Origin of the sequence: Bacillus sp. UMB0893, assembly GCF_002858905.1 — a bacterium.
Lineage (GTDB): Bacteria > Bacillota > Bacilli > Bacillales > Bacillaceae > Bacillus_P.
Window position 1 is genome coordinate 308,956 of sequence record NZ_PKLB01000007.1, and the last position, 24,983, is coordinate 333,938.

At 35.2% G+C, this 24,983-nt stretch carries 21 protein-coding genes and 1 pseudogene; 14 read left to right on the top strand and 8 right to left on the bottom strand.

Going from position 1 to position 24,983, the window contains the following annotated elements:
• Positions 1 to 296: 296 nt before the first annotated feature.
• The 5 genes from CYJ36_RS17055 (at position 297) to CYJ36_RS17075 (ending at position 5,264) form a co-directional block, all read left to right on the top strand.
• Positions 297 to 821: a GNAT family N-acetyltransferase gene (locus CYJ36_RS17055; RefSeq protein WP_101568447.1), complete on the top strand. Its 525-nt coding sequence runs from the start codon at positions 297 to 299 to the stop codon at positions 819 to 821.
• A gap of 1,148 nt (positions 822 to 1,969) precedes the next feature.
• Positions 1,970 to 2,218: a hypothetical protein gene (locus CYJ36_RS17060; protein ID WP_101568448.1), complete on the top strand. Its 249-nt coding sequence runs from the start codon at positions 1,970 to 1,972 to the stop codon at positions 2,216 to 2,218.
• 55 nt (positions 2,219 to 2,273) lie between these two features.
• Positions 2,274 to 2,984, top strand: coding sequence for a response regulator transcription factor (locus CYJ36_RS17065; protein WP_101568449.1), 711 nt, complete (start codon positions 2,274 to 2,276; stop codon positions 2,982 to 2,984).
• Positions 2,981 to 4,063, top strand: coding sequence for a HAMP domain-containing sensor histidine kinase (locus CYJ36_RS17070; RefSeq protein WP_101568450.1), 1,083 nt, complete (start codon positions 2,981 to 2,983; stop codon positions 4,061 to 4,063). Before CYJ36_RS17065 ends, CYJ36_RS17070 begins: the two co-directional genes overlap by 4 nt.
• 217 nt (positions 4,064 to 4,280) lie before the next feature.
• Positions 4,281 to 5,264 carry a molybdopterin-dependent oxidoreductase gene (locus tag CYJ36_RS17075; RefSeq protein ID WP_257962512.1) on the top strand — a complete coding sequence of 328 codons (984 nt, stop codon included), beginning with the start codon at positions 4,281 to 4,283 and terminating at the stop codon, positions 5,262 to 5,264.
• 367 nt (positions 5,265 to 5,631) lie between these two features.
• Here CYJ36_RS17075 and CYJ36_RS17080 read toward each other — a convergent pair whose 3' ends face one another.
• On the bottom strand, positions 5,632 to 6,447 hold the full coding sequence (locus CYJ36_RS17080; protein ID WP_180850396.1) for an endonuclease I family protein: 816 nt from the start codon (positions 6,445 to 6,447) through the stop codon (positions 5,632 to 5,634).
• Positions 6,447 to 7,409 carry a S8 family peptidase gene (locus CYJ36_RS17085; RefSeq protein WP_101568452.1) on the bottom strand — a complete coding sequence of 321 codons (963 nt, stop codon included), beginning with the start codon at positions 7,407 to 7,409 and terminating at the stop codon, positions 6,447 to 6,449. Before CYJ36_RS17085 ends, CYJ36_RS17080 begins: the two co-directional genes overlap by 1 nt.
• Positions 7,410 to 7,876: 467 nt before the next feature.
• Between CYJ36_RS17085 and CYJ36_RS23780 the strand changes: the two genes are divergently transcribed.
• The 4 genes from CYJ36_RS23780 (at position 7,877) to CYJ36_RS17105 (ending at position 11,378) form a co-directional block, all read left to right on the top strand.
• Positions 7,877 to 8,053, top strand: a complete 177-nt coding sequence (locus tag CYJ36_RS23780) for a hypothetical protein (protein WP_180850398.1) — start codon at positions 7,877 to 7,879, stop codon at positions 8,051 to 8,053.
• Positions 8,054 to 8,667: 614 nt separating this feature from the next.
• Positions 8,668 to 8,934, top strand: coding sequence for a hypothetical protein (locus tag CYJ36_RS17090; RefSeq protein ID WP_101568453.1), 267 nt, complete (start codon positions 8,668 to 8,670; stop codon positions 8,932 to 8,934).
• 1,035 nt (positions 8,935 to 9,969) lie between these two features.
• Entirely contained in the window at positions 9,970 to 10,278 is a 309-nt protein-coding gene (locus CYJ36_RS17095; protein WP_308315338.1) for a hypothetical protein, read from the top strand.
• A 479-nt stretch (positions 10,279 to 10,757) separates the two neighbouring features.
• Positions 10,758 to 11,378 carry a LysE family translocator gene (locus CYJ36_RS17105; RefSeq protein WP_101568456.1) on the top strand — a complete coding sequence of 207 codons (621 nt, stop codon included), beginning with the start codon at positions 10,758 to 10,760 and terminating at the stop codon, positions 11,376 to 11,378.
• Positions 11,379 to 11,730: 352 nt separating this feature from the next.
• Here the strand turns inward: CYJ36_RS17105 and CYJ36_RS17110 are convergent, their stop codons facing one another.
• Together CYJ36_RS17110 and CYJ36_RS17115 are read right to left on the bottom strand one after the other, a co-directional pair.
• Positions 11,731 to 12,183, bottom strand: coding sequence for a VOC family protein (locus CYJ36_RS17110; protein ID WP_026965279.1), 453 nt, complete (start codon positions 12,181 to 12,183; stop codon positions 11,731 to 11,733).
• Between the two features lie 278 nt (positions 12,184 to 12,461).
• Positions 12,462 to 13,136 (bottom strand): DUF421 domain-containing protein, encoded by a 675-nt coding sequence (locus CYJ36_RS17115; RefSeq protein ID WP_101568457.1) that lies wholly within the window; start codon positions 13,134 to 13,136, stop codon positions 12,462 to 12,464.
• 182 nt (positions 13,137 to 13,318) lie between these two features.
• Between CYJ36_RS17115 and CYJ36_RS17120 the strand changes: the two genes are divergently transcribed.
• Positions 13,319 to 13,678 carry a class I SAM-dependent methyltransferase gene (locus CYJ36_RS17120; protein WP_101568458.1) on the top strand — a complete coding sequence of 120 codons (360 nt, stop codon included), beginning with the start codon at positions 13,319 to 13,321 and terminating at the stop codon, positions 13,676 to 13,678.
• Positions 13,679 to 13,965: 287 nt separating this feature from the next.
• Here the strand turns inward: CYJ36_RS17120 and CYJ36_RS24890 are convergent, their stop codons facing one another.
• Entirely contained in the window at positions 13,966 to 14,289 is a 324-nt protein-coding gene (locus tag CYJ36_RS24890) for a recombinase family protein (RefSeq protein WP_101568459.1), read from the bottom strand.
• Between the two features lie 162 nt (positions 14,290 to 14,451).
• On the opposite strand from CYJ36_RS24890, the gene fbp reads away from it, so the two are divergent.
• On the top strand, positions 14,452 to 16,380 hold the full coding sequence (fbp, locus tag CYJ36_RS17130) for a fructose-1,6-bisphosphatase (RefSeq protein WP_101568460.1): 1,929 nt from the start codon (positions 14,452 to 14,454) through the stop codon (positions 16,378 to 16,380).
• 621 nt (positions 16,381 to 17,001) lie between these two features.
• The gene (locus tag CYJ36_RS17135; RefSeq protein WP_101568461.1) at positions 17,002 to 17,307 is read left to right on the top strand and encodes a recombinase family protein; all 306 of its coding nucleotides are present in this window, start codon (positions 17,002 to 17,004) and stop codon (positions 17,305 to 17,307) included.
• A gap of 130 nt (positions 17,308 to 17,437) precedes the next feature.
• Here CYJ36_RS17135 and CYJ36_RS17140 read toward each other — a convergent pair whose 3' ends face one another.
• Complete coding sequence (locus tag CYJ36_RS17140; RefSeq protein ID WP_101568462.1) at positions 17,438 to 18,142, bottom strand: transglutaminase domain-containing protein; 705 nt, start codon at positions 18,140 to 18,142, stop codon at positions 17,438 to 17,440.
• A 716-nt stretch (positions 18,143 to 18,858) separates the two neighbouring features.
• Here CYJ36_RS17140 and CYJ36_RS17145 point away from each other — a divergent pair.
• Both CYJ36_RS17145 and CYJ36_RS17150 read left to right on the top strand, forming a co-directional pair.
• Positions 18,859 to 21,579: a DUF3289 family protein gene (locus CYJ36_RS17145; protein ID WP_101568463.1), complete on the top strand. Its 2,721-nt coding sequence runs from the start codon at positions 18,859 to 18,861 to the stop codon at positions 21,577 to 21,579.
• On the top strand, positions 21,572 to 22,093 hold the full coding sequence (locus CYJ36_RS17150) for a hypothetical protein (protein WP_101568464.1): 522 nt from the start codon (positions 21,572 to 21,574) through the stop codon (positions 22,091 to 22,093). The genes CYJ36_RS17145 and CYJ36_RS17150 overlap by 8 nt, the downstream gene beginning before the upstream one ends.
• A 761-nt stretch (positions 22,094 to 22,854) precedes the next feature.
• On the opposite strand, the pseudogene CYJ36_RS24975 reads toward CYJ36_RS17150, so the two are convergent.
• Both CYJ36_RS24975 and CYJ36_RS24505 read right to left on the bottom strand, forming a co-directional pair.
• Positions 22,855 to 23,921, bottom strand: a pseudogene (locus CYJ36_RS24975) (IS110 family transposase); the annotation flags it as partial.
• A 433-nt stretch (positions 23,922 to 24,354) separates the two neighbouring features.
• Entirely contained in the window at positions 24,355 to 24,486 is a 132-nt protein-coding gene (locus CYJ36_RS24505) for a GNAT family N-acetyltransferase (RefSeq protein ID WP_308315340.1), read from the bottom strand.
• Positions 24,487 to 24,983 lie beyond the last annotated feature (497 nt).

Genomic DNA, 24,983 nt, shown 5'->3' on the forward strand with positions numbered 1-24,983 from the left:
TCAGGTTGACATGTTTCAGATATTAGTGTTGCCATTATGGTTGTTTTTATGTAATTATCAATTTAACCTAAGATTGAAATGAATAAAAGAAATAAAAGGGAAAGAAAGTGCAATGAAATTGATCAGGTATTTTGGAAAGAATTATGGAGTAAATCATCTGGTTTTGAAATAATTAGAATTAGGAAAACAGGCAGGGAGGTTTGTGTAGTAAGATAGGTATTAGAGTAGCTTTATGCAAATAACATAAACCGTTAAAAGAAAATCATATTTCTACATACTAATTGGAGGAGCGCCCCATGAATACTTCTTTCATCAAATTAACAGAACCTACCCTAATCCTTGTTGAAGTGTTTAATCGTTGGGAAAACGACCCCACTTTGATTCCGTTGACACGCCCCAGCCAAAATAAGTCAGAATTGGAACAGAAGAGGATTATTACCCTTGATAACTTAACAAAACGCTTAGAAGACCATCACATCTACCTGATCTATCAGAATGACCAGCTTATCGGAGAAATGAACTACATGGTAGATCCGAGCCATCTCTACAAAAAAGACAAAGGAACGGCCTGGATAGGGATTACGATAGGTGAGCCTGAAGGCAGAGGTAAAGGCATTGGTTATGCAGCGATAAAATATTTAGAGGAACAGATTAAGAAGCAAGGTCTTAATCGGATTGAATTGGGAGTATTTGAATATAATATACAGGCCCAGAAGCTGTACCAGAAGATGGGATACAAGGAAATCTGCCGTATAGAAAAATTCACCTATTGGCAAGATAAATTGTGGTCAGATATCCGTATGGAGAAGTGTTTTCACTGAGTTCATTAATTCAATAAGGTAATAAGTAAAGTACCTAAGAATTATCCTCATGGAACACGTATTGAACCTGCACATGTGAAGAGATACAAAGTCACTGAGAAGCTTTAAAAGCTTATTTAGGTTAAAGTAACGGTTCGTCCTTTTTTATGTAAAAGACATTATCTATTATATAAAAACCTTCTTTGCCTGGTATACAATGTCGTTAACAATATATCAGGTCAAATAAGTTTTTTTATATGCCCTGTATTCTTTAAAATGTATTTATTTATTTAAGAAATGATAAAACATTTCCTTGAACTAGATATTGAACAAAAGGACGTTTAAAGGCATTATTGTGTCATTAATTTTTGTAACTCTGAGTCGTGTAAGATGAACAAACGGAGCGATTAATAAATGGTGACTGTAGAAATGAGGTCGTTAATCCTTAGGGTTATGTTTTTGAACGTTCTACTAGACACCGATAAAAACTCTAAAACACCTGAATTTGCCTGCTTTTTTTGCTTAAATAACTTCGTTTTTTCAAGGTTTAGGAATCGGCGGCTTAGAGAGCTGAGGCAGGAAACGTGAGGAACCGGTAACACTATAGCACAATGAATAAAGTCATGTTGAAGTGTCTACCATTGGTTCAAACGCCTAGATCATTGTTATGATGAACTTATAGAGGAGGATACAAATAGGTGTCCTTATCATATTAAACAAACGGGTCTTATCTTCAATAAGAATATATAATGATCTTCCATCATCGGGCGCAATTGTGGAAGAAAACCTTAGCATATTACTGAACTTCGCAAGATCGTCCAATATATTGGAAAAAATTTAAAGACAAATCAATAATAATAAAAGTATTCATCTGGCGTTTTTTTGCAGTATCTTAAGCCTAATTTCTTGGTCTTGTAATCGAGAAATTAGGTTTGTTTACATTGGTATTTCCTTACTGCTGTAAATCCGATTTTTCCTGACGCTCTCAAGACTCTTTTCCAATGTCAGTAGTGAGTAATATGAAATATTTACCTTTTTAAAACATGATTGTAGAATTTTAAAGTATTCTTTAAATTGTAAGACTTATTTAATACTTTATTTATTTTGAAGAAAGATTTATTTAGTACGATAAATAGCGAATCGAAATTATAGAACAGAGGAGAGAGCAAATGAAAAATTGGAAGTTATTATTAATGTCAATGACAATGGCAGGAGTATTATTCTTGGCTGCTTGCGGAAATGCAGAAAACGAACAAATGAATGGTAATATGGACGAAGACAAAATGAGCGATGAAATGGAAAAAGAAGAAAGTGAAGATATGAACAGCGAAGAAGAAATGGAAGATGAAGAGATGATGGAAGAAGACATGAACTCTGAGGAAGAAATGGATAGCCAAGAAGCGGACGATGACATGTAATTTGTAGACAGCTAAGTGATAAAATAAAGGAAAAATGCAAAGGAATGACACGTTTGTGAATAAACGAATTTTGCTTGTAGATGATGAACCTGCAATTCTAGATGTGTGCAGTCGCTATTTGGAAAGGGAAGGCTATATGGTCGTAACGGGTTCAAACGGAGATGAGGCGCTGCAATTATGGAAGATGAACGAATTTCACTTGATTATCATAGATTTAATGATGCCTTTTGTAGATGGCTGGAAGGTATGTGAGGAAATTCGTCAAAGTGATGATATTCCTATCGTATTTCTCACAGCTAAAGGCGAGGAATATGATCGGCTCATTGGGCTAACCATTGGAGCGAATGATTATATAACAAAACCATTTAATCCTCGAGAACTAGTATTACGAGTAAATGCCATTTGCCGGTTGCTGGATTACAGGAAAAAACCTAATCACGAAAAGGATGAAGTACAAATCCTAAGAGCAAATTCATTAACGATTCATGCTGCAAATAGAGAAGTTTTTCTTCATGAGAAAAAAATAGAACTAACAATGAAGGAATTTGATTTGCTGCATCTGCTTGCTTCCCATCCGAAGCAAGTATTCTCTCGTTCTCAGCTTTTGAATAAAGTGTGGCAAACAGAATTTGATGATGATACGACAACTGTTACGGTTCATATACGCAGATTGCGTGAAAAAATTGAGGAAAATCCTTCTAAACCAGCTTATATCCAAACGGTATGGGGGATCGGTTATAAATTCCTGCCGTGTGAAAATGTATGAAAATAAAATGGATTTTTTTTATTGCAAATAGTGTGAGTGTAATCATCATGTTTACCTTCTTATTTGTAAGCTATGTATATATGGTCTTACCAAATCAAATGATCATCTGGTTATCTATTATCACGATTATTTCATCGCTTTTGTCTAGTTTCGTTCATTATTTACTGACAAAACCTATTGAACGATCCATTCATTTACTCGTTAAGCAATCACTCCAAGTGGAAAAAGGGAAATTTAATCATACTCTTCCAGTGGAAGGTCCTGCTGAAATTAAAGAACTGACAAACCGATTTAATCATATGAATAAGAGGTTAAATGAGGCTTTTACACAGATCAAAAAGACGGAGGCCTCTCGAAGAGAATTGGTAGCCAATATCTCACATGATTTACGAACACCAATGTCATCTATTAAAGCATTTGTTTCTGCCATCCAAGATGGTGTCGTAGAAGATGACGCTACTTTTCAGCGATATTTACGTACAATTTGTCTTGAAACGGAACGACTTGATCAGCTTATTCAGCAGCTGTTCCAGCTATCATTGCTTGATTCAGGCGGGATTCAGCTTACGTTTGAGCCGATATTAGTAGATGAACTGCTGCTTGCTGTCCTTGAGCACGAGCAAATCCACATAGAGCAAAAAGGGATTGAAATTGACGTGAATCTCCCAAACCAAATCCCAATTATTCATGTAGACCGCCTCTATTTTCAAAAAGTTCTATTTAATGTATTGGACAATGCGATTCGTTTTTCAGAAGCTGGCGGTACCATTTGCCTAACCGTTGTTTCTTTGCCGAATCAAAAAATTCAAATCTCTATTAAAGATGAGGGAGAGGGAATCTGTATAGAAGAGCTTCCCCATATTTTTAAGAGAACATACCGAATTGAGAAATCCAGGAATCAGAAATTTGGCGGAGCTGGACTCGGGCTTGCCATTGCAAAAACGATTGTAGAAAGGCACAACGGTGTCATTACAGTTGAAAGTGAAGTTGGTAAAGGGAGTGAATTCTTAATTGTATTACCAATGAATAGAGGAGAGGTGAACGAGAAGAGTGAATTTGAAGATTTTATTTCAACGTAATTTAAACTTTGGGAAGAAGCTAATTCAATTACATTATTACAATGCGATTTTCTTTTTCGTACTAAGCTTAACAGGCTTGCTTTTATTTTCTTCAACTTTTCGTTCAACGTTTCCATCTATACGTGTTTTAGTAAAAGATCTCCACATTTGGATCGGTGTGATTAGCTGTTTGCCCTTACTGTTTTATTTACCAAAGGTGAAAAAGCATGTAAAGACATTGAGCAGAAAGAAGAATAATCGGATTAATCTCAAATTAGTTATTTCGATTTTAATTGTACTCATTATCTCTGGTTTTCTATTGACATTTCACAGACAAACTCCGCCAATTGTTAGTTCGTGGGCATTAATCATTCATGATCTTGCAACCTGGGGTGGCTTGCCATATGTGATCTATCACAGTATTACGAGGAGTAAATGGTTTAAAAACGCAGAAAATCGTTTTATTCATAAGGCTGAGATGAAAGAGGAGCCCTTGCTGATTGAAGATGGTAATCCCATCTTAAAGCGAAGATCGTTTTTGCGTCTATTAAGCGGAAGTATGATTGCCATCTTATTCTTACCTATTATTTCAAAATGGACTCAGCTTAACTTTGCGTCTGTTAGCGGAAAGACTCCTGTTTCAAATGGGAACCAATTTTCACCCATTCCAAAACCAGCTGCAAAATCACTCCCGCCAATAGGAGGTGGAAGGAAGGGGGAGTTTCGTTACTATACGGTAACTGAAATTCCAAAATTAAACGATAAGAATTGGAGCTTTACCATTGATGGTCTTGTTGAAAACCCGAGTACCTTCAAATGGGACAAGTTTGTTCAGCTTAAAAGAGATATTCAAGTAAGCGACTTCCATTGTGTGACTGGGTGGAGTGTTTATTCAGTAACGTGGGAAGGCATACCACTCAGAACCCTTTTACAGCAATCAGGTATCAAAGAAGAAGCAAAATACGTTAAGCTGTATTCAGCAGATGGTGTTTATACAGATACACTAACATTGGATCAAGCTATGCTTGATGATGTCATGGTGGCCGTATTAATAGATGGGGACCTCATTACTGAAAAAAATGGTGGGCCAGTACGGCTGATTGTGCCAAAAATGTATGCTTACAAGTCTGTTAAGTGGCTGAACCGAATTGAGCTAATCGATTATGAACATATTGGATATTGGGAAAAACGCGGCTACTCCAAAGATGCGTGGGTTCACTAGATGAAAAGATTATACATGCAGGGTATTGGCCCGGTTTTGTTATCGTTCGAATAAAAGTAACTCAATAATGAATGAGATACAGAGTCATAGGAGAGATACCAGCTTTTATGCAGGGCAAAGAAATAAAAGAAGCCTGTATCAAAGATTACTTGGTAATCTTTGATACAGGCTTTTTAATTCAATAGTTAATTGTAATTATATAAATTGAACATCGAGCCTGTTGCAAGTTGCTGCCGGAACCTTTGAAAATCGTTTGGCACTTTTCTTACGAAGCATAAAAATTACAAAAGGAAGCCGAATGGCTGCTCTCCTTTCAATCTTTTATTCTAGAAAGACCCCTTCACAAAGGAGTTTCCAATCAATCATTTCATTTTTCTTTGGTTACAATACTCTTTGCCATCTCTGGAAAATCAATAAATGGGTTCCGATTGCCTTGAAGTTCATGGATAGCTAGATTGCGATGCTTTTCATAGATGGATACCGGAAATGTTTGATGCCATTTTAGTAATAAAGAGACATTCTCTAGTTCTTTTTTTATTGTGTTTGGGTAGCGAATTAGGAAATAGAGTGTTGCTCTGGCAACGATTCCTTTTCCGTATTCTGGTTCGAATTTACTTCCTTCAGACTTGCCGCAGCCATCTTTGATTCCTAGAATCCATCCTTCAGGGACATAATCGTGGAAATCAAAGTAAGGATGGTTGCTGCGACTGCTATTGCAGGTGGGTTCGCAGGCAAATAGATGATGCAAGTCTCCCCTCATCGGTTCTTTTTTATCGAACCATGATTGAGGAACTACATGTTCACAGTTTAATAGATATTCCGATAAGCTGCCGATTAAACCTTTTGCCTGCAATTCATGGAGCCGAATATCCTCCTCTATGACAGAAAGTGGATTCATCCCTTTTCCAGAATAAAGGCTTTTTAATGAACCGTTTTCCTGTAAATCAACCCATGGGTACACATAACGGTGCGGGCTGTAGTTTAACTGATCTGTATGTGTTTTTTTAAGCAATGTATGAAGACTGTCTGACAGATTAGCATCCGTGAATGAAATGCTCTGATAGTATTGGTCCCTGGATTCCTTATCTTTCTTTTCATCATAATAGGGACGATTTTCTTTATATTTTAAAAAGTCTGACTTTGCTGTTTCCCATTCACTGTATAGCAATTCTAGCTTTTCCATTATATTTTCAACGCCTGAGCAGATAATTTTTGGTTGAACACATCCGATAAGTAGTCCTCTGCTGTTAAGTACAGCAAACCGTTGCCTTCGAGTTTTGGCGAGTTTCCTAGAGGGACCGTTCTCTTTATTAATTGTGCATACAGCTCAGGCTCTGTCAAATTTCGCTCAAAGTTTTTGTTGGCAATCTCTTTAATGAGCGCAAGTGCACCGGATATATGCGGTGTTGCCATCGAAGTTCCGCTTAGTTTTGCATACTTTCCGTTTAAATATGTTGAAAGAATTTCTTCACCAGGAGCTACTAAGTCGACTTCATTATTCGAATTTGAAAATTCAGAAGAATCGCGTTGCAGATTAATGGCTCCGACGCTGATGACTTCATTGTAGCAGGCAGGATAGGCCAATTCATCTGAAGAATCCAGTCCATCTCCCTCATTTCCAGCAGCACAAACTACTAGAATTTGCTTAGCGATTGCGTTTTGAATAGCATGATGCAATTCAGTTACATCCTCAGAACCACCGAGGCTCATGGAAATGATATCCGCCTTTTGTTCAACTGCATAGTTAATTCCATTAATGATCCAATCGTATTGACCTGATCCATTTTTATCAAGCACCTTTATAATCAGTAAACTTGCTTCAGGTGCAATCCCAACTACTCCTGTATCGTTATGGACGGCAGCAATTGTGCCAGCCACATGGGTTCCATGGCCATTAAAATCAGTGTATACATCAGGATTTCCATTATCATCACCAGTGAAATTCCGTCCCCCGATAATTCGCTCACTCAAATCAGGATGGGTGACATCGCAGCCTGTGTCCAATATCGCAACCGTGATTCCCTTACCTTTCGATTTCTCCCAGATTTTTGGAGCCGAAATAAGCTCAATACCTTTTGGCACCTCATACACCGATTCGACCTCTGCATTCACTTGATAAGGAATTAAATGCAATTTTCGCTCCATTAGTATCCCTCCCAGAATTAAGTTTCTGTGTATTCTTGGTGTTACTAAAAGTTTAACAATTCAGAATCCATATAAACAGTTACAATAGATGTGTTTTTATCGAACAAATGTTCTTGTGGGACATTTGACTCAAGTGACGAAAATCATAATTGACTTCTTAGATAACAAGTCATCTACCCGGTTTAGTTGAAAGTTGGATTAACCCAGAATAAAACCTAATATCACTGATATTTTTCCAACCTATCAGATTCAAAAACTTGAGGAGCCTTATCGGAATTTTAAGAGAAAAATAGTATTGGTATCTGTTAGTCAATCACGCATGAATAATTTTCTCAACAATCGGACGATATCCGCTAATAAGGATATCTGCCTTTTTTATTGAACTAAAGAAGAAGTATTGGATGAGAATTTGTATTATTTTTCATTAATTGGAAATTATATAGTTGAAAATAGAAAGGAGGAATTTTGTGGATACGAGTATGAGCGTGGAAGAAGTTAAGAACCAAATCTCTGGACTAATGCAAAAAGAAGGACAGTCACTTCGTAAGAAGCAAGTAAAGAAGTCAAATCCAGAGCTAATGAAAAATGCATTGTATTATTTTCCAAGTTGGGAAACTGCATTAGAACAAAGCGTTGGATCTTAACCTTTACTGTACATAAAACATTTATTTTTCAAATTTGATGTATAAACCACAGAATTTGTCTGACGGGAAAGGGCAGTTTCTGTGGTTTTTATGAATAAACGATAGGTATTATTCGTCTTATTAAACTCTAAATGTATAGATAAAGAAAATAGCAATAATTGGCTTAGTAATACTGCATTTACTTTATGTTTAGTGTTATTTGTTTACTTATCCTATACACAATTATCTAGTATGTTTTAACAGAGTTTAAGGAGTATAATCTTAGCTGCATGGCACCAAGCCATTCCATAGCGTGGAGTGGCTTTTATTATTTACCGTGTTCTCAGGACGTCTGTGTTTCGATTATCTTTAGTTTTACAAAGGATTGTATTAAAAGAGAAGATAGATGCGTTGGCAGAAGAATTTGAAGAACCATTTTGATAAATCTTCTTTCAAAATGGATTCTTTAAATTTTTCGTAAATATGGGTTTGCGAGGTATTTTTAATCAAACTTTATTCCAGTGAAACAACTGAATTTCTATAACGCAGTATGATTTTTTTAGTCATGGACATACTTATTGATGTTAGTTTTTAAGGCCTGATTTTAACTTTTAAATAACGGAGGAATCAAATATATGCCTGCTGAAATTGATCTTATAATGGAAAATGTTTGGAAAAATACTTGTGGATCATGGCAAAACTGTACGGAAACTACAATTAAGTCGTTCTTAGCACAATGCCAAGAAAATAATATAGACCCGCAATATTGTATGAGTTGGATTGAAGGACACAGATCACAAATTCCTGACTGGACTGCCGTTTCAAAAGTTTCGCTTGACTGGGTTAATCAGCATACTTCAACTGGTTCACCCCTTTCATTTACTGAAAAGGATCTTCATTAATGAAAGGTCCTTTTTTAACCAACCAAATGATCTAATCTCTTTTTAATTTTCTTTACTAAGTTTCTGCTATTTGTATGCCGGATATTAAAGAACAGTTATGGATTTATATTTAAACTATAAAAATGCTGGAAAGTCTACAAAAGATAGCTTAGAAATCCATTTAGGTAATCGACTAGGAACAGATATTGTTCATTGTTCCGATGCTCTTAGATGTTATAAACTACTTGCAAAGAATCATCATATTCACCAAAGGTCTGCAAAGTAGCATATATCTAAAAAGGAATTTTTTAAATAAAAGTCATTCTTTTTTGAATATAACACTAGTATGTCTCTCCCATAACATGGAGGGGCTTTTTCTAATGCTGAAATGGTTAAGAGTGAAACAATGCACGGTCAGCTGTATTTGACTATAGAGGTATATTCCATGCAATTAAAGACGTTGAATGCTATAACTGTAAACTATCGTTCATTTGGATAACAATAATAATAAAAAAAGTTTAATAGATATGCTTCTTCTTAATGGTAATTCAGCGTTATATGAATCGGTTAAAGGAATGTATGAGGAGGAATTTGGGGACGCAATAATGGATATTGCTATAAATCATATATATCTTAAGAAAATTGCTTAAATATACACAAAAGCACAAATACAAATACTATTAGCGGATGAATATCCTGAAGTTGATTTAAAGAAGAAAAAAATCTGAGTGAACTCCTTTCCCTCCCTTGTTCCACTGAAGGGCAATATTATGAAATAATAGGAGGGAATTCAAGACAGAAACTTGAATAATTTAAACGAGATCTTATTTAAACGTTATATTTTAAATTAAATGCGGGTTGACCAATGAATTTGAAGTAAGTGATAGATTCACATAAAACTAAAATGACAGGTTTTTTATATACTTGAAGGGTAGTGAGAGAAAGATGATTTATATATGGGATATCGAGAAGATAATTAAAAATACATTACATGAGCACAATTTAGATATTAATTATGAGTTTAACAATAATCTGCCTGCACCTATGAGTTATAACGTGTCGACAAATACTATAAAATTTAATTATCTTAAAGTTAACGGTTATAGAGGTAAGATTAGCATTAAAGAGTCAGATGAAAACTTTGTTAAAATTATTCTTTATCATGAGATTGGTTATTATTTAGATTTTAAGAAAAACAAACATGATTTAAGAATACTAATATATGGTCACGAAGAAGAAAAAGAAAATCTTTTTTCTAAAATAGAAATTAATGCTTGGGAATATGGGAGAACATTGGTACCTGAACAACTATTAAAGTCATATGATAAAGTACGTGAATTAGATAAAATGCTAATAAAGAGCTAATAAACGAATATTTTCCGAAGTAAAAATAAAGCCTGGTGAGGTGAGGCTTCATTTAACGGGTTGCTTGTAAATATGGTAGAAACCTGGTACATGAAACAAAGGAATGAATGGAAAGTTTTTCTGCCGCGATAAACTATGAATGATTTCAATGAACCATTTGAACATGAAGGTTTTATACTGTGACTGGAAAAATAAAAAGGAATACATCTTATTATATTTCTTACATGAAAATAGTGAAGAAAGAAAGTTAGAAAAACTAAGTGAATCATAAGTTTTCCACGCTTCGGATAAAAACAAATAAACCCTCCTCAGAAACTAATTTACAATAATGAATTATAGCCAGAATTATCGAAGTGAAAACAAATGAATTCGAATATTAAACTAAATAAGCAGTTTAATTGAATAAACAATTTAATTAAATGTTTAAATTGAAACTTTTATTTTTGTAAAAACCGTATATCAATTAAAGGAATGGACTGATGAAGAATATGACTTTTATTTTAGTTGTTCTAATGTTATTTTTAATCCCTGGTCCTGCTGTTATTGTAACAATTTCTCAAACTATTAAAGGTGGGAAGAAAAATGGAATTGTAACAGGTTTAGGTATTGCCTTTGGTGACTTAATCCATACTTTTGCGGCAGTTCTTGGGCTTTCTGCTATTTTAATGACATCTGCATATGCTTTTGAAGTAGTTAAATATATAGGTGCAGCATACTTAGTTTATTTAGGAATAAGTGCTTTGATCAATAAAACTAAAAAGGTTGGGAAACCTACTGTTGAAAAGATGAATCCTAACTTATCTTTTCGTCAGGCTTTGCTGATTGAATTACTAAACCCAAAGACTGCACTTTTTTTCTTAGCTTTCTTACCACAGTTTGTCCGAAGCGATAGCTATCCAGTAACAATTCAGCTTTTAATGCTTGGGTTAACATTTGTACTGATGAGTATAATTTATACTACTTTCATAGCATTCCTAACGAGTATAATAGGTGAAAAGTTCTTAGCTAAAACTAACCAGAGTTCAAATTGGATTGGGAAAGTCGCAGGTTTAGTCTATATTGGTTTAGGTTTAAAGTTAGCTTTTCAAACTCAAGAATAATCAAGCAATAACTCAATATATCATAAAGAGTTGAAGATCTGATCTAGGCTGTCATAAAGGCAGCTTTTTCTTATAGAGGTCTATTCCAAAGAAGAATTAGGGGCGGAAATGGGCGGGCATGCTGTGCATGGTCGCAGGTATTGACAATAGTACAATCGCCTGAATCTGCTTACCTGCTTCTTCTCCTGGCGACCAAGGGGCACGGAGAGTCCCCCGCAGCGTCCCCCAGCGTGAATGCTGTGTTATATGACGTACCCGACTTCTTCGAGTTACTTTCACACTGCTTTTCTGTTTCAATTTTTACTTCAGTAATGTATATTTTAGTAAATGCTTTTTATAAAACGTCACTTACTTATTTGTTACCGAGTTGTTCCGCCAAACCGATTAGAAGTCCTTCGGTTCCACGAATGTAGCAGAGCCGATACGAGTCCTCGTACTGAACCACTTCGCCAACGAGCTGAGCACCATACTTAGTGAGTCTGGATACCATTTCGTCAATGTCTTCAACGGTGAACATGACGCGTAGATAACCGAGGGCGTTTACAGGAGCAGTCCGGTGATCTGATATAGTAGGTGGGGTGAGAAATCGCGAAAGTTCAAGTCGGCTGTGGCCATCTGGGGTAACCATCATAGCAATCTCTACGCACTGAGAACCCAATCCGGTTACGCGACCAGCCCATTCACCTTCGACAGTGGCTCGCCCTTCGAGGTTCAAGCCAATCTCCTCGAAGAAAGAGATTGCGTCATCAAGGGATTCTACAACGATGCCGACATTGTCCATTCTTAGTAATTTGTTTTTTGCCATAGTTTTATCTCCTTATGTGTAAAAATTTATTATCTGATCATCTTCATAATTATTCTATTAAAAAGTTACAAATTCCTTCCAAACAAAAAACACCTTGTCACAGTTCATGATAACAAAGAAAAGTCACAGTATAGGAAAATGTGAAATTGGGTTTTCGGGTATGTCATATAATATCTTGTTAACGAACAACACTTCGTAAACCACGATCGTTGCCGATGCCTGATTGGTATATATTTGACCAATTTTACTCCTTCTCTTTGGAAAGAGGTGTATGTAAATTAAGAGTATTGATTGCCGGTGTCAATGATTAAAGAATGATCTTTATCACTGACGGCCGCATAAAAGATATTATTGAGTTGGTAAAATCCTTTGTTCGCCAACTCTTCCTGAAGCCATTTTTCATCCTTTTGGATTAATTTTAAATTTTTATGCTGGATTTTCCCTTCGACGATCACTGCAATCGGCAGTCCTTGATAGTCCGTTTCAATGTTTAAGTGTCTGGGTGTCAAATTAACAACAGCTTGGTTAGGTAAGATACTAAGATCTCCATTCGGTTCGAGAATTACATAATCGAGATCCTGTATGTTCGGATATCCTGCGGTTCGAATGGCGGACATTAGTTCCACGAGAGGAAAGCGAGTTTTCTGTAATTCTCTTCTAGAGATTTTTCCATGCTTGATCAAAATGCTCGGTTGACCGATAAACAACCGGTTTAACCAGCGAAAAAGACTTAATTTAGAAAATAACACGTACATCCCAACGATGATAGTGATTCCTATAATGGCCTGTAAAATCCCATCGGCTTTGATAGGAGTGACAGACAATGTGACGAGAAACACAATGGCTGCAAGATCAGGAGGTGTCAACTGCGCTAACACAGTTTTACCCATGCAACGCATTGCCAGAATCACCATACCAAAAAGCAGAATTAACTTCCCGACAAAAATGAACATTTTTCCACCCTCATTTTTTATACCATTATCTATAAAAAATACAACTACTATTTTGTCACATAAATTTATAAACATACTAAATAGTATTATTTTATAGTTATAATTATAGTCATGTTCAGGAAATTTAGTGGATTGGACAGAATGGGAATTAAGGAAAAAATTTTTATGGGCAGGTGTTAAAAATGAGTTGGGACGAAGCATATATGAATGGGAGTTTTCGGGATATGTGGGATCTTTCGTATCCGTCACAGGAGTTGGTTGCTTTTCTTGCCACTATAAACTTTCCAAAGGAGACAGTGGGTTTGGATGTTGGTTGTGGAGCTGGTCGAGAAGCAGTTTTTCTTGCCCAATACGGATTGCATATGATGGCAGAAGCTCTCAGGGTCGCTGCTGAACAGGCAAAGGAGGCTGGGGTGCATGTTGACTGGCGTCATGGAAATGTCTTAGATTTACAGGTTGAGGACCAGTCCGTAGATTTTGTAAATGATCGCACTGTTTTCATTCAATTGCCGATCTGGGTTGAGACATGCAGATCGATTTGAAGCAATATCATTTGCGGTGCTACGAGCGAACTTTAAACAAGCTGTGTCTCAACCATATAACCTAAATCAAATAGAAGAGGCTATCAAAAGTGTTCGGTTTCAAAAACTTGAAGATTCCATCAAAGCACAGCTAACGGAACTAGCTCAAGAAACAGCTAAAAGAATAGAATAGGATATTGTTACATAAATCTTTATTGAACAAACCGGCGCAATCCTTAAGTAGTGCATCAATTTTTGTGAAGCTCATTAAGTAAAAAGATGGTTGAGCCATTCATAACGTGGAATAACTATTCTAGGTTGTTTTTTTTAATTTCCACATATAAAGGTGCATTAGGCACGCTAGTGAGTTTGATAATGTCTTTCACACTTGATCTATTCGTGTTTTTACTATTATATAATCGTATTGCTTCTTCTATATTCCTTCTCGGTTGTGAAGGACGCCCCATGTGTTTACCTCTCGATTTTGCTCTTTCTCTACCATCAGATGTTCGTTCAACTATTATATATCTTTCAAATTGCACAAAAGAACCTAAAACCTTGAATAATAAAGATTTCAGAGGGTTTGCTGTTTCATTGATATCAACTAGTTTTACTTGTAGTGTTTCTATAATTTTTTTTAGCTTTTCTCTATTTTTCCATTAGGAATCTATATACCTCATTCAAATAAATACAATCTTTACACCAAAACCTTTAAGTTTATCTTATAATAAGTATTTAATCTCAATCTATTAGATGGAATATAAATAGTGAATTTTGAAAGGGGATACATAATTTTGAACGCAAAATATCTAGATTTACTTGCCCAAAAATATGATTGTGAAGAAAAAGTGGTAACTGAAATTATTAATCTTGAAGCCATTCTTAATCTACCAAAGGGGACAGAACATTTTGTCAGTGATTTACACGGGGAGTACCAAGCCTTTCAACATGTGTTAAGAAATGGTTCGGGGAGAGTTAAAGAGAAAATAAGAGACCTTTTTAACGGTGGATTATACGAAAAAGAAATTATTGAATTGGCGACATTAGTTTATTATCCTGAGGAGAAAATTCAGTTAATTAAGAATAAATTTGAAAATGAACAAGAATTAAACCAGTGGTATAAAGAAATTATTGGTCGTATGATTAAGCTCGTTTCTTATGCCTCATCTAAATATACTCGCTCAAAATTACGTAAAGCATTGCCTAATCAGTTTGCCTATATTATAGAAGAGCTGCTATACAAAACAGATGAATCGGCAAATAAGGAACAGTATTATACAAAAATTGTCCAGCAAATTATTTCCCTTGGACAGGCAGATAAGCTGATTATCGGCCTTGCTTACAGCACTCAGAGGTTGGTTGTTGACCATCTTCATGTCGTAGGGGATATTTATGATCGCGGACCTGAACCTGATAAAATCATGGATACTCTTATCAATTATCATTCCGTTGATATACAGTGGGGAAATCATGATGTCCTATGGCTAGGTGCCTTTGCTGGTTCAAAGGTTTGTCTCGCAAATATTATTCGGATCAGTGCTCGTTACAACAATTTGGATATTATTGAAGATGTATATGGAATCAATCTGAGACCACTTCTTAATCTAGCGGAGAAATACTATGGAGACAATCCAGTCTTTCGACCAAAGATCAATTCAGATAAAAAACTATCTGATCATGAACAATTACAAATTACGAAAATACATCAAGCGATTGCTATGATTCAGTTTAAGCTTGAAAGCCCTATTATCAAGAGACGCCCGTACTTTAATATGTCAGAAAGGCTTTTGCTTGAGAAAATTGATTATGACAAAAATGAAATAAACATTCATGGGAAAACGTACCCTTTAGAAAATACATGTTTTGCAACCATTAATCCAGAGGAGCCGGATCAATTATTAGAGGAAGAAAAGCAAGTGATGGATAGACTGTTATTTTCTGTACAGCATTCAGAAAAGCTTGCCAGACATATGAATTTCCTTATGAAGAAGGGCAGCCTTTATTTAAAATATAACGGAAACTTACTCATACATGGCTGTATTCCTCTAGATGAAGATGGGAATATGGAAAAAATGGCGATTGAAGATAAAACCTATGCTGGCCGTGATTTACTTGATATTTTTGAACGTTATTTACGACATGCTTATGCACATCCTGAAGAGACGGACGATCTATCGACAGATATGGTTTGGTATTTATGGACTGGAGAATATTCATCGCTCTTTGGGAAAAGAGAAATGACAACCTTTGAAAGGTATTTCATTTCGGATAAGGCAACCCATAAAGAGAAAAAGAACCCATACTACTATCTACGTGAAAATGAGGAAGTCTGCGGCAAAATTCTAACAGAATTTAATCTTAATCCTGATCAAGGTCATATTATAAATGGCCACACACCAGTTAAAGAAATTGAAGGAGAAAATCCAATTAAAGCAAATGGAAAGATGATTGTCATTGATGGTGGTTTTTCAAAAGCTTATCAATCAAAAACAGGGATAGCTGGATACACGTTATTATATAATTCCTACGGCATGCAGCTTGTCGCCCATAAACACTTTAATTCTAAAAAAGATATTCTAATAAATGGAACAGATGTGTTATCAGTCAAAAGATTGGTCGATAAAGAACTAGAAAGAAAAAAGGTTATCGAAACGAATGTTGGAGAGGAATTATTACAGGAAATCTCGATTTTGAATAGTCTGAGAGAATATCGCTATAGCTAAAATTTAGCAAATGGTTCAGCAGGTAACCTTATGGTCACAGAAGGTGATGGAATAGGTAATACCACGCTAAACCAAACCAACAAAAATCAAGAGAGTGAAGCCATGCAGGTGATTGGTAAGGAATCCGGAAAAGGGTGCTTCAATATTACCGTTATTTTCAATTGCCGCAATCATTATTATTGTTTCATCTATTAGTGGTGGAAATAAAGCGAATATCGCCTCTGCAGGTAATACACGCACAGTTTGATAGGTCATGTACAGTTAATAAGACATGCACGGTTTGATAGGTCATGTACAGTTTAATAAAATACGAATGGTTTAATAGGGCAAATATAGTTAAATAAGACATGCATAGTTTGATAATACACGCACAATTTGATAGAGCATGTAAGGTTTAATAAGTCATATACGGTTTGATAAGGGGAAGCTTCGAGAGAGGTTTCCCTACTTTTATGTTTATGATTTGTTATTTTGACCGTCCATAAAAGTACACTTTATCGAACGGGTGTTTTTTTATTAATTCATTTATTTTTTTCGTTCGTTTAAGTATGAAAACATTATTCGAACGTTCTCTATTTTACATACACTTTTCGAACGGATTTGATAGAGTTAGAGGAAGAAATGGAAAAGGATATTCAAGCAGATATTGTAATGATGGATATTCCGTTACTTGACACTACTCAATATAAAGATAGACTTGGTACATTTATTGCTGATTTGGTATTACAGATACTTTCCTGGATGGCACAGGAAGAACGTGATCGTATTAGGAAACGGCAGCGTGAGGGAATAGATGTTGCTTTAGAGAAAGGAGTAGTGTTTGGTCGGTCAAAAAAACAGGCAACAGATGGATTTAATGAAATCTATACCAGAAAAGCAGGAGAGTTGACAGCTGTTAAAGCCATGGGAGAACTAAACGTTAATTGAAGAATGGTTTCAACCTTTTTGTTCAACAATCGGGCCAGATTGTTGAAGATCGTTCTGGACAATCCACGCTGCATGGATATTTCAGAAAAGCCCCCCGATTGTTTAATAAGGAATATTGTAAGGCAGCTGTTTATAAAGCTCTAGGATCAATATAAAATGCTTTTAACGAATTTATATATTGAACATCTCCAATTGTGTGAATTTGTTGAAAAACAGTTGGGATTTTTGTATTTATAGGTCCAAGCATCAGTTGTTTCTTATCTTTATAGGACCTTTTATCATTGATCCGGTTATCAAAGTTGATAGTAAAATAAAATAAATACGGCTTTATCCAATCGTAATAAGAAAAATCATTCCCGAATGAATGATTAATTTGCACAGACCTTTTCTTATTTAAAGTAAATTCTACAGCATTTATAGGGGTTTTATCGATGTAGGGTACCACGTTGAATTGTGGGTCAGCCATAATCCATTTTTCTAACTTAGGAATAAATACTTCCACTACAATATGACCTGCACCATACTCTCTAGTCTCACAATCCTGAGTTTTTAAGGATAGAATTCTTGAATATAGCCCTAATGCATTTAAACTACTATTAAGAACGATTGCATATTCCACACATCTGTATTGTTTACCATTTGAAACTTCCTCTAATATAAATAATGGGTCAAAGTGTCGAGGTTCATTTTCACCATTATGTTTCCAAAGTCCGCTTACCCATTTCATTACCACTTCAACAATTTGTAACTCATCCATTTGATTATTAATCAAGCTTTCTAAACGGAATTTTTGACGGAGCTTTTCGAGATAATTATGATCATAATATTTAACCACTTAAAATCGTCTACTACTTTATGTTCTTCCATTGAAAATGCAATCACAAAAACACCCCTAATAAATTGAAAAAGATATTAATCTTATTCCTAAATTCTTGATGGAGAGTCTATTTTCCTTCTTCCATTAAAGGGCCATTTTCTTGAACAAAAGTTTTTAAAAATATTGGTAGGTTCAATCTCTAAAAAAGATCAATGATTCATAAGTCTGATAAAAATATTCAGGAGTTTTTTACCTTATATTCCATATTTATCCTGTGTAAACTGATACTGAGTTGATAAATAAATTTTTTAGTGACGGAAAGGAGAAAAATGAATTTATTCCTCAAGGAACGATAAGAGCTGTTACTGTTTTTTTATGCTCTTAAATGCTTTTGTATTTTCGCCACAGTCTAAGGACCAAAAAGCATCATCCCCTGAACATTTTATATAAACGGGGGGGAGCGAAACGGGGTCCATTCATTGGTTTACAGTTCGAAAATAGATTGGGGCAAAGATTTATTGATGTTCGGTAAATTTAAGTGTCATTCTGGCTCGGAAATTTTTGTAAAATTCAAATATCTTTTGATAAAGACAACAAGTTCTATTAAAAAATAACACTTGTAAGGGAGTTGATCTAATGACATGATTTCAAGGATTTTGACAATATTTCTTCGGTTGGGAACCACGATAACGTCAATAGGTTAAATAAATATTTTAATAGAGGAGATTATCACGGTGGGAAAAAAATTAAAAAGGATGTTGAGTTTTTTATTGATCTTTGCAATGATTTTTAGCGGATTTGGGCAAGCGGTCGTTGCCAAGAGCAATAACCAAGCTAATCATGGAAAAAATAAGATTTCTAGTGAGCAAAATGTAAAACAGTGGTTAAGTGAATATGAATTCTATGAGGACACAAGAATTGCAAAAATCTATGATCAGATTGCAATAAAAGAATTAAAGCGTTTTGCCACAGTCATAAAAGAAACGAATGCGAAGTTTGATTCTAAACTGATAGCGGAAATGGATGAAACTGGAGACTTTAAACAAAAAGAGATAAATGAACCTGATGTACTTCAACAATTGATTAACGAATATGAACAAGCTGTTGAAGAGGAATACATAAAAGAGGTGGTTCTTAAAAGTGATCGGCTCTTGAAAATCAAACATAAGTTAACCATAGGTCTATGGGGGTATGTAAAAGAAAACGATTTGAATGAACCAACTGAAGTATTAATTTCAGATATACTCTTTAATTTTTATTTATCGGATAAAATTGTCAATAAAAATGCTATCGGCATTTTAAAGGATATCTCTGATCAAACGGATCACAAAGGAAATAAAATAAAAGCTCATTTGAATAACGCTGTGAAAATGTCTGAAAAAGCGAATGGGTTTCTAGAAAAAGATCTAGCTATCCCTGCATCAAAATCCTATCAAAATGTATATAAACAAGTATTATTCGGACTTGAAAAAGCAGGCTATCAATTTAACACAGAATTCTTTGAATCTACTTCTGACACGGATGGTGACACGATAACCGATGGAATAGAATTCCTAGAGGGAATGAATCCATTTGAAAAGGATACAGATGGTGATGGATTAAAGGACAATATTGAATATGAGATGAAATCCTCTATTTCCCCTATAAAATATGATACAGATGATAATGGCATAAGTGATGCAGATGAAGATAGCGATGTAGACGGCCTGAAAAATAAAGATGAGCAGGCTTATCAAACATATTTGATGAAGAAAGATTCAGACCAAGATGGTTTAACTGACGGATTTGAAGTTCAACAGTTTGATTCATTACCTAATAAGGATGATACAGATAGCGATGGATTAAGTGATGGAGATGAACATGCTTTAAAGACAAACCCGAATGCTGCAGACAGTGATAATGACGAGACCACGGATTCACAAGAACTCCATCAACAATCTATTCGTCAATCATTGAAACCGTCTGGTAAATCAGAAATTACAAGTGTAGAAGTTAGTTTTAGTGCAAAGGATAATATTTATAAAACGACTAGAATTAGCACAAACAAAGGCAATATGAAAACAACTAATTTACACGGTATTATTGGTTCTCCTATTAGGATCAATACGCAATCAGAATTTGAGAAAGCAAGCATTACATTTACTTATGATGAATCAAAGCTAGGAGACACGTTGGAAAATGATCTAGCCATCGTTTGGTATAATGAAGAGGAAGAAATGTTTGAAAGCCTTAACGCTGTGTTAGATACAAGTAAGAATACAATAAGTGTGGAAACGACTCAGCTTAGTGAATATATAGTTGTTGATAAGAAAAAATGGTTGGAGCTTTGGAGTAAGGAAATAGACTACTTAAGCAGAGATAAGAATATAGTTTCTAGTAGCGATGATTCAAGTGGTGGAGAGACAGATCCAAAAGATTCAGATGGGGATGGCTTATACGATACCTATGAAACTGAAGGAATGAAAACACCATACGGTATCATCTACTCAGATCCTAACAAGAAAGATAGTGACGGAGATGGATTAACCGATGGGCAAGAAATGGGTCCATTCAAAACATTCACTATAGAATTTTTTGGAATTACTATTCATTTTAAAGGTTTCTTTCCAACCAGTTTTCCTGACCAAAAAGATAGTGATGGAGATGGAATTTTTGATAAAGAGGATGAAAGACCGTTGTTGTACTCTGATTTATCCAATTTAGTAATTTATCAATCAGATAGACCAGAAGGCTATGATGAAAATGGAGATGTAGCGAATGATATGAAAACAAATGATTATTCTGGAGATGAAATGACTGACATTAGCTGGATGTTCAACTTCCAATTATGGGAATCTGATTGGCCAGATATTCTCTTTGATGAGTTCGAGTGGATGTCAACAAGCTTATTTTCTACGGGAGAAATGGAAGATGTTATTTTAGATATGATTGATCATTTTGAGGAAGGAAATGGTACTGATTATCGCAATCAGACTTTAACGAAAAAAGCGAGGGAGCATGAGACAACAAAAGCCTATATTGAATTCCTCAAAAATGCTTTAGTTGATGAGTTAAAGAAAAATGGAGGTAATTTGTCAGCACTTCAGTTTGATAAAAGTACAAAGGATACAGATAAATTTTATCAATATATACAGGATAATGCTGTTTACCCGACGTTTAGCACTTGGGACGATAGAATAGGCGGACTTACAATTTCAGTAAATGATACTTGGGGGAATACCGTATCCGTAAAAGACTTTTCAGTAGAGAACAATCACTTTAAAGGTGTTATGCATGTTCGTTTATATGATCATTTTGGGTTAGATCAGCCAGATGTGGAGAAGGAGTATGTCAACTTAGCAGGATTTCGTGCCTGGTTTGTCTTACAGCATTATGATGAATATAATGGGAAATATAAGCCCTTTGTTTCTGTAATGGAAATGGATATACCATTTGAGGGGAAATTGAGTGATTAAAATTAATGTAAAAATTATCGTTTTAATGATTGGTATAGTTTTAATTCCATTAAACGTAATCGGATGTACAAAGAATGAGGAATCAAGCGGGGAAACAAAGATTTTCGAAATTGCCAATACAGAACAGATCGTTGGTAAAAAGGATGAAGAAGAGGTGACTCATAGAAAGCATTATATGATTCTGAATCCACCAACAGATTTAATAGATTTAAAAGAATTAGTTGAAAAATACATTAAGAATCATCCAGTTGAAGAAGACATGAAAGTAATAGAAGGAAAAAACAGGATTTTTTATATGTCCTTCTATAGGGAAAGTGACGATTTGCCAAGAGACTGGCAGCCTGATGAAAGTTACATGAATACGGATCGGATGGAACATCATAAGCATGATCTCATTGCATCGATCATTTGGTCAGATGCTGAACCACAAAAAGAATACAATGTTTATGATAAAAGTAAGGAAGGAGAAATAATTAAGTGGTTGCGTTTTATTGAGGATCAGCTTGTTGAGTGATTAGACTGGGGATCACTATTCCCATATGACCCTCATTACTCGAATCGTTTCCATGTTCCGTTAAAGGGCGCTTATCTGTAAATAAGGTAAGTGTCCTTTTTAGTGGAATAAAAATGTTGAGTTAATCACCTGATTTTGAAATAATTGGTATTAAGCAATCGTGCAGTTTAACGGAGTAAGCGGATTCAGAAGTTATTCCACATAAGGGCTATATTCTTGAATAAAAGAAGCCAATATGGATATACTTTGCATTTTTAAAGAAGATAGTAGTTAATAGAAGTTAGATTTATTACTAATTATTTTGGTAAATAAAAGGGTTATTTAATTTAAATCGATAAATATTTATTTGTTAATTTGTAAAATCGGGAGGATACAATGGCTGAAGCAGATAAAATTATAAAGGTTGGAGCAGATGAAAACATAAGAAGAATAAGTAGTTTTATCAAGAAGAATAACAAGTCTATTACTTTAACATTAGGAGAAATTTCTAATTTAGAGCAAATAGGTCAAGGTGGAAATGGGCTTGTCTATGCTGGAATTCAGAATAATAAAGAGGTTGCAATAAAGTTTCTTGTAGAAGATACACAATCGGGTAAATTAGAACGTTTTAAAGCAGAATATTTTAATGTTAATTTAATAGAAGAACGCACTAACATCGTTAATTATATAAATTATGAAGAAATTCAATTTGAAAATGGTTATTTAATTCCAGCCATTATTATGAAAAGGTACGACAAAGCACTAAAGAAGTTAAGAGAAAGCTTTGGGTTTCGAGATCTTCTTAAACCGCACAAAACTGCACTATACAGCGATTGCCTAATTTACTTGAGCCTCGCTTCGTGATCCTATTTTGAGTAGCTTTAAACCTTCCAGATTCATGCACTCTCGGGTCAATTCCAGAGAACGCAACCAACTTTTTAGGATGACTAAATCGGTCTATCTCTCCTACTTCTGATAAAATTGTTGCCGCAATTTTATCTCCGATTCCAGGGATAGATCGAATTAATTCATATCCTTCAATAACCAACGCCTGGGCATCTATCTCTTCTTTTAAAGCGGATAGGTGCTCTTGGTATTCTAGGAGTATCTTGATATACACCTGCATGCTAATGAGATGGCTTCTATACAGTGACTCTTGAAACGGATCTCTAGAGGCTGCATCCTTTAATGTACTAGCCTTCCTTTCAGCCCACTCAATTGATCTAGAATTACAGTGATCCTTTATTCTTCTAGATAATTCAGAATGACTGCTCCTACAGACATCTTCAGGAGTGGGAAAATCCAACAGAAGCTTTAATGAAACTGCTGAATAAAGATAGCCAAATACCTTTTTATATTCAGGAAATACTTGATCCAATACTGCCTGAAACTTTAGCTAGATCTCTACATAGGAATTCGTTAAAGCATCATACTGCCTTGTCAGGTGTCTTAAATTTAGGATTTGAACACTCTTTCTCCGATAAGGCTCAAGGTCTTCCTTGTAGAACAACTCACATAACTGAGCTGCATCAATGGCATCTGTCTTAGTTTTCCTCATACCTGTTTTCTTTGATCCGTGAGAGATAATTGGGTTCACCAATATATAAGCAATTTGATTCTTCTCTAAAAATTGAACCACCGGTTCATGGTAGTGACCGGTAGACTCCATAATCACTGTAGGCACCTTTTCAGTTACCTTCTCTAGTTCCCTATAAAACTCTAGTAGTGTACGCAGCCCTTCAAGGTCGTGCATGAACTTAAAACTTTTCTTATAAGGAGACTTTCTCTTCAGATAGGCTTGCACTTGGCTTTCTTCTTTTGCTACATCCAGGCCTAAGACTGGATCCACTTTACATCACTACCCTTCTCTTGAAAATAAGCCGGTACCCCTTCTACCACTTGAAGTTTCATATCTTCGCTTGTTATACGAGATCACACTGAAAGATGTGTCCCAACCAGCCTCACACATGTTTCAACAAGTAGGGGGTGAACAGTTTTGCGGATGGGTTCAGATGACCTGTCCCACGCCCCCGAACGTTCTACCCCGGCTACAAATAAAATAGCACCTATAAAAAATAGGTCAACCAGAAATAAATCTGACTGACCTTATAATACGATCGCCCCCGATAGTTAAGTAAGATTCTTACTAAACCCTACACTTTTATCTATATATCCCATACTTAAGTCAAATTGATGTGCAGCTTTTCTTTCTTCGCGATTACCACTATTGAGTCCAATTGCGATAGCTCCTTGCTTTATTGCCTAATTTTCTGCTTCTTGTATTAGTTTTTACCTATACCTTTTCTCCGATAATTAGAATCTACTACAAAAGCTACAATTCGAACATAAGAACCATCAAACTCATAAAAAAGTCCAGTGCATAACCCTGCCATACCAACTACTTTCCCATCCATTTCAGCAATTAAGGTAACTATATATTTTATTAGAGGAGAAAATGAATGGAAATTCGAATGGCAATCAAAAATGATATTCCTTCTTTTGATTCTTTACTCATTTTTCCTCCCAGCAATTGTGTTTATGTTAATCTGCTTTAGATTAGCGAAATTCTTTGAAAACCTTGAGAAAAAATTAAACAATAAAATTAAAAAGGATAAGAAGAATTTCTAATCATTTGAGCTGCAGCTGCGGCTCTTTTTTTGAAATTAACCGAAAATTATGACTACCCCTTTCTTCTATATGGGGTAGCGTCAAGGGTACCACACATTACCCACAAGGATACGTCTTAACGTAGCGTTTTGATAGTACTTCGTCGTTAAGTAGTCGTGGACATAGTATTAAAATGTAAAAAACACCCCGAAGGATGCTTTTCATGTTACTTAATGATCTTGTTGTCTTGTAATGATTTCGTTTCGTTCTCCACCATCAGCAAGTTCTTCTGAGAATTCATAAT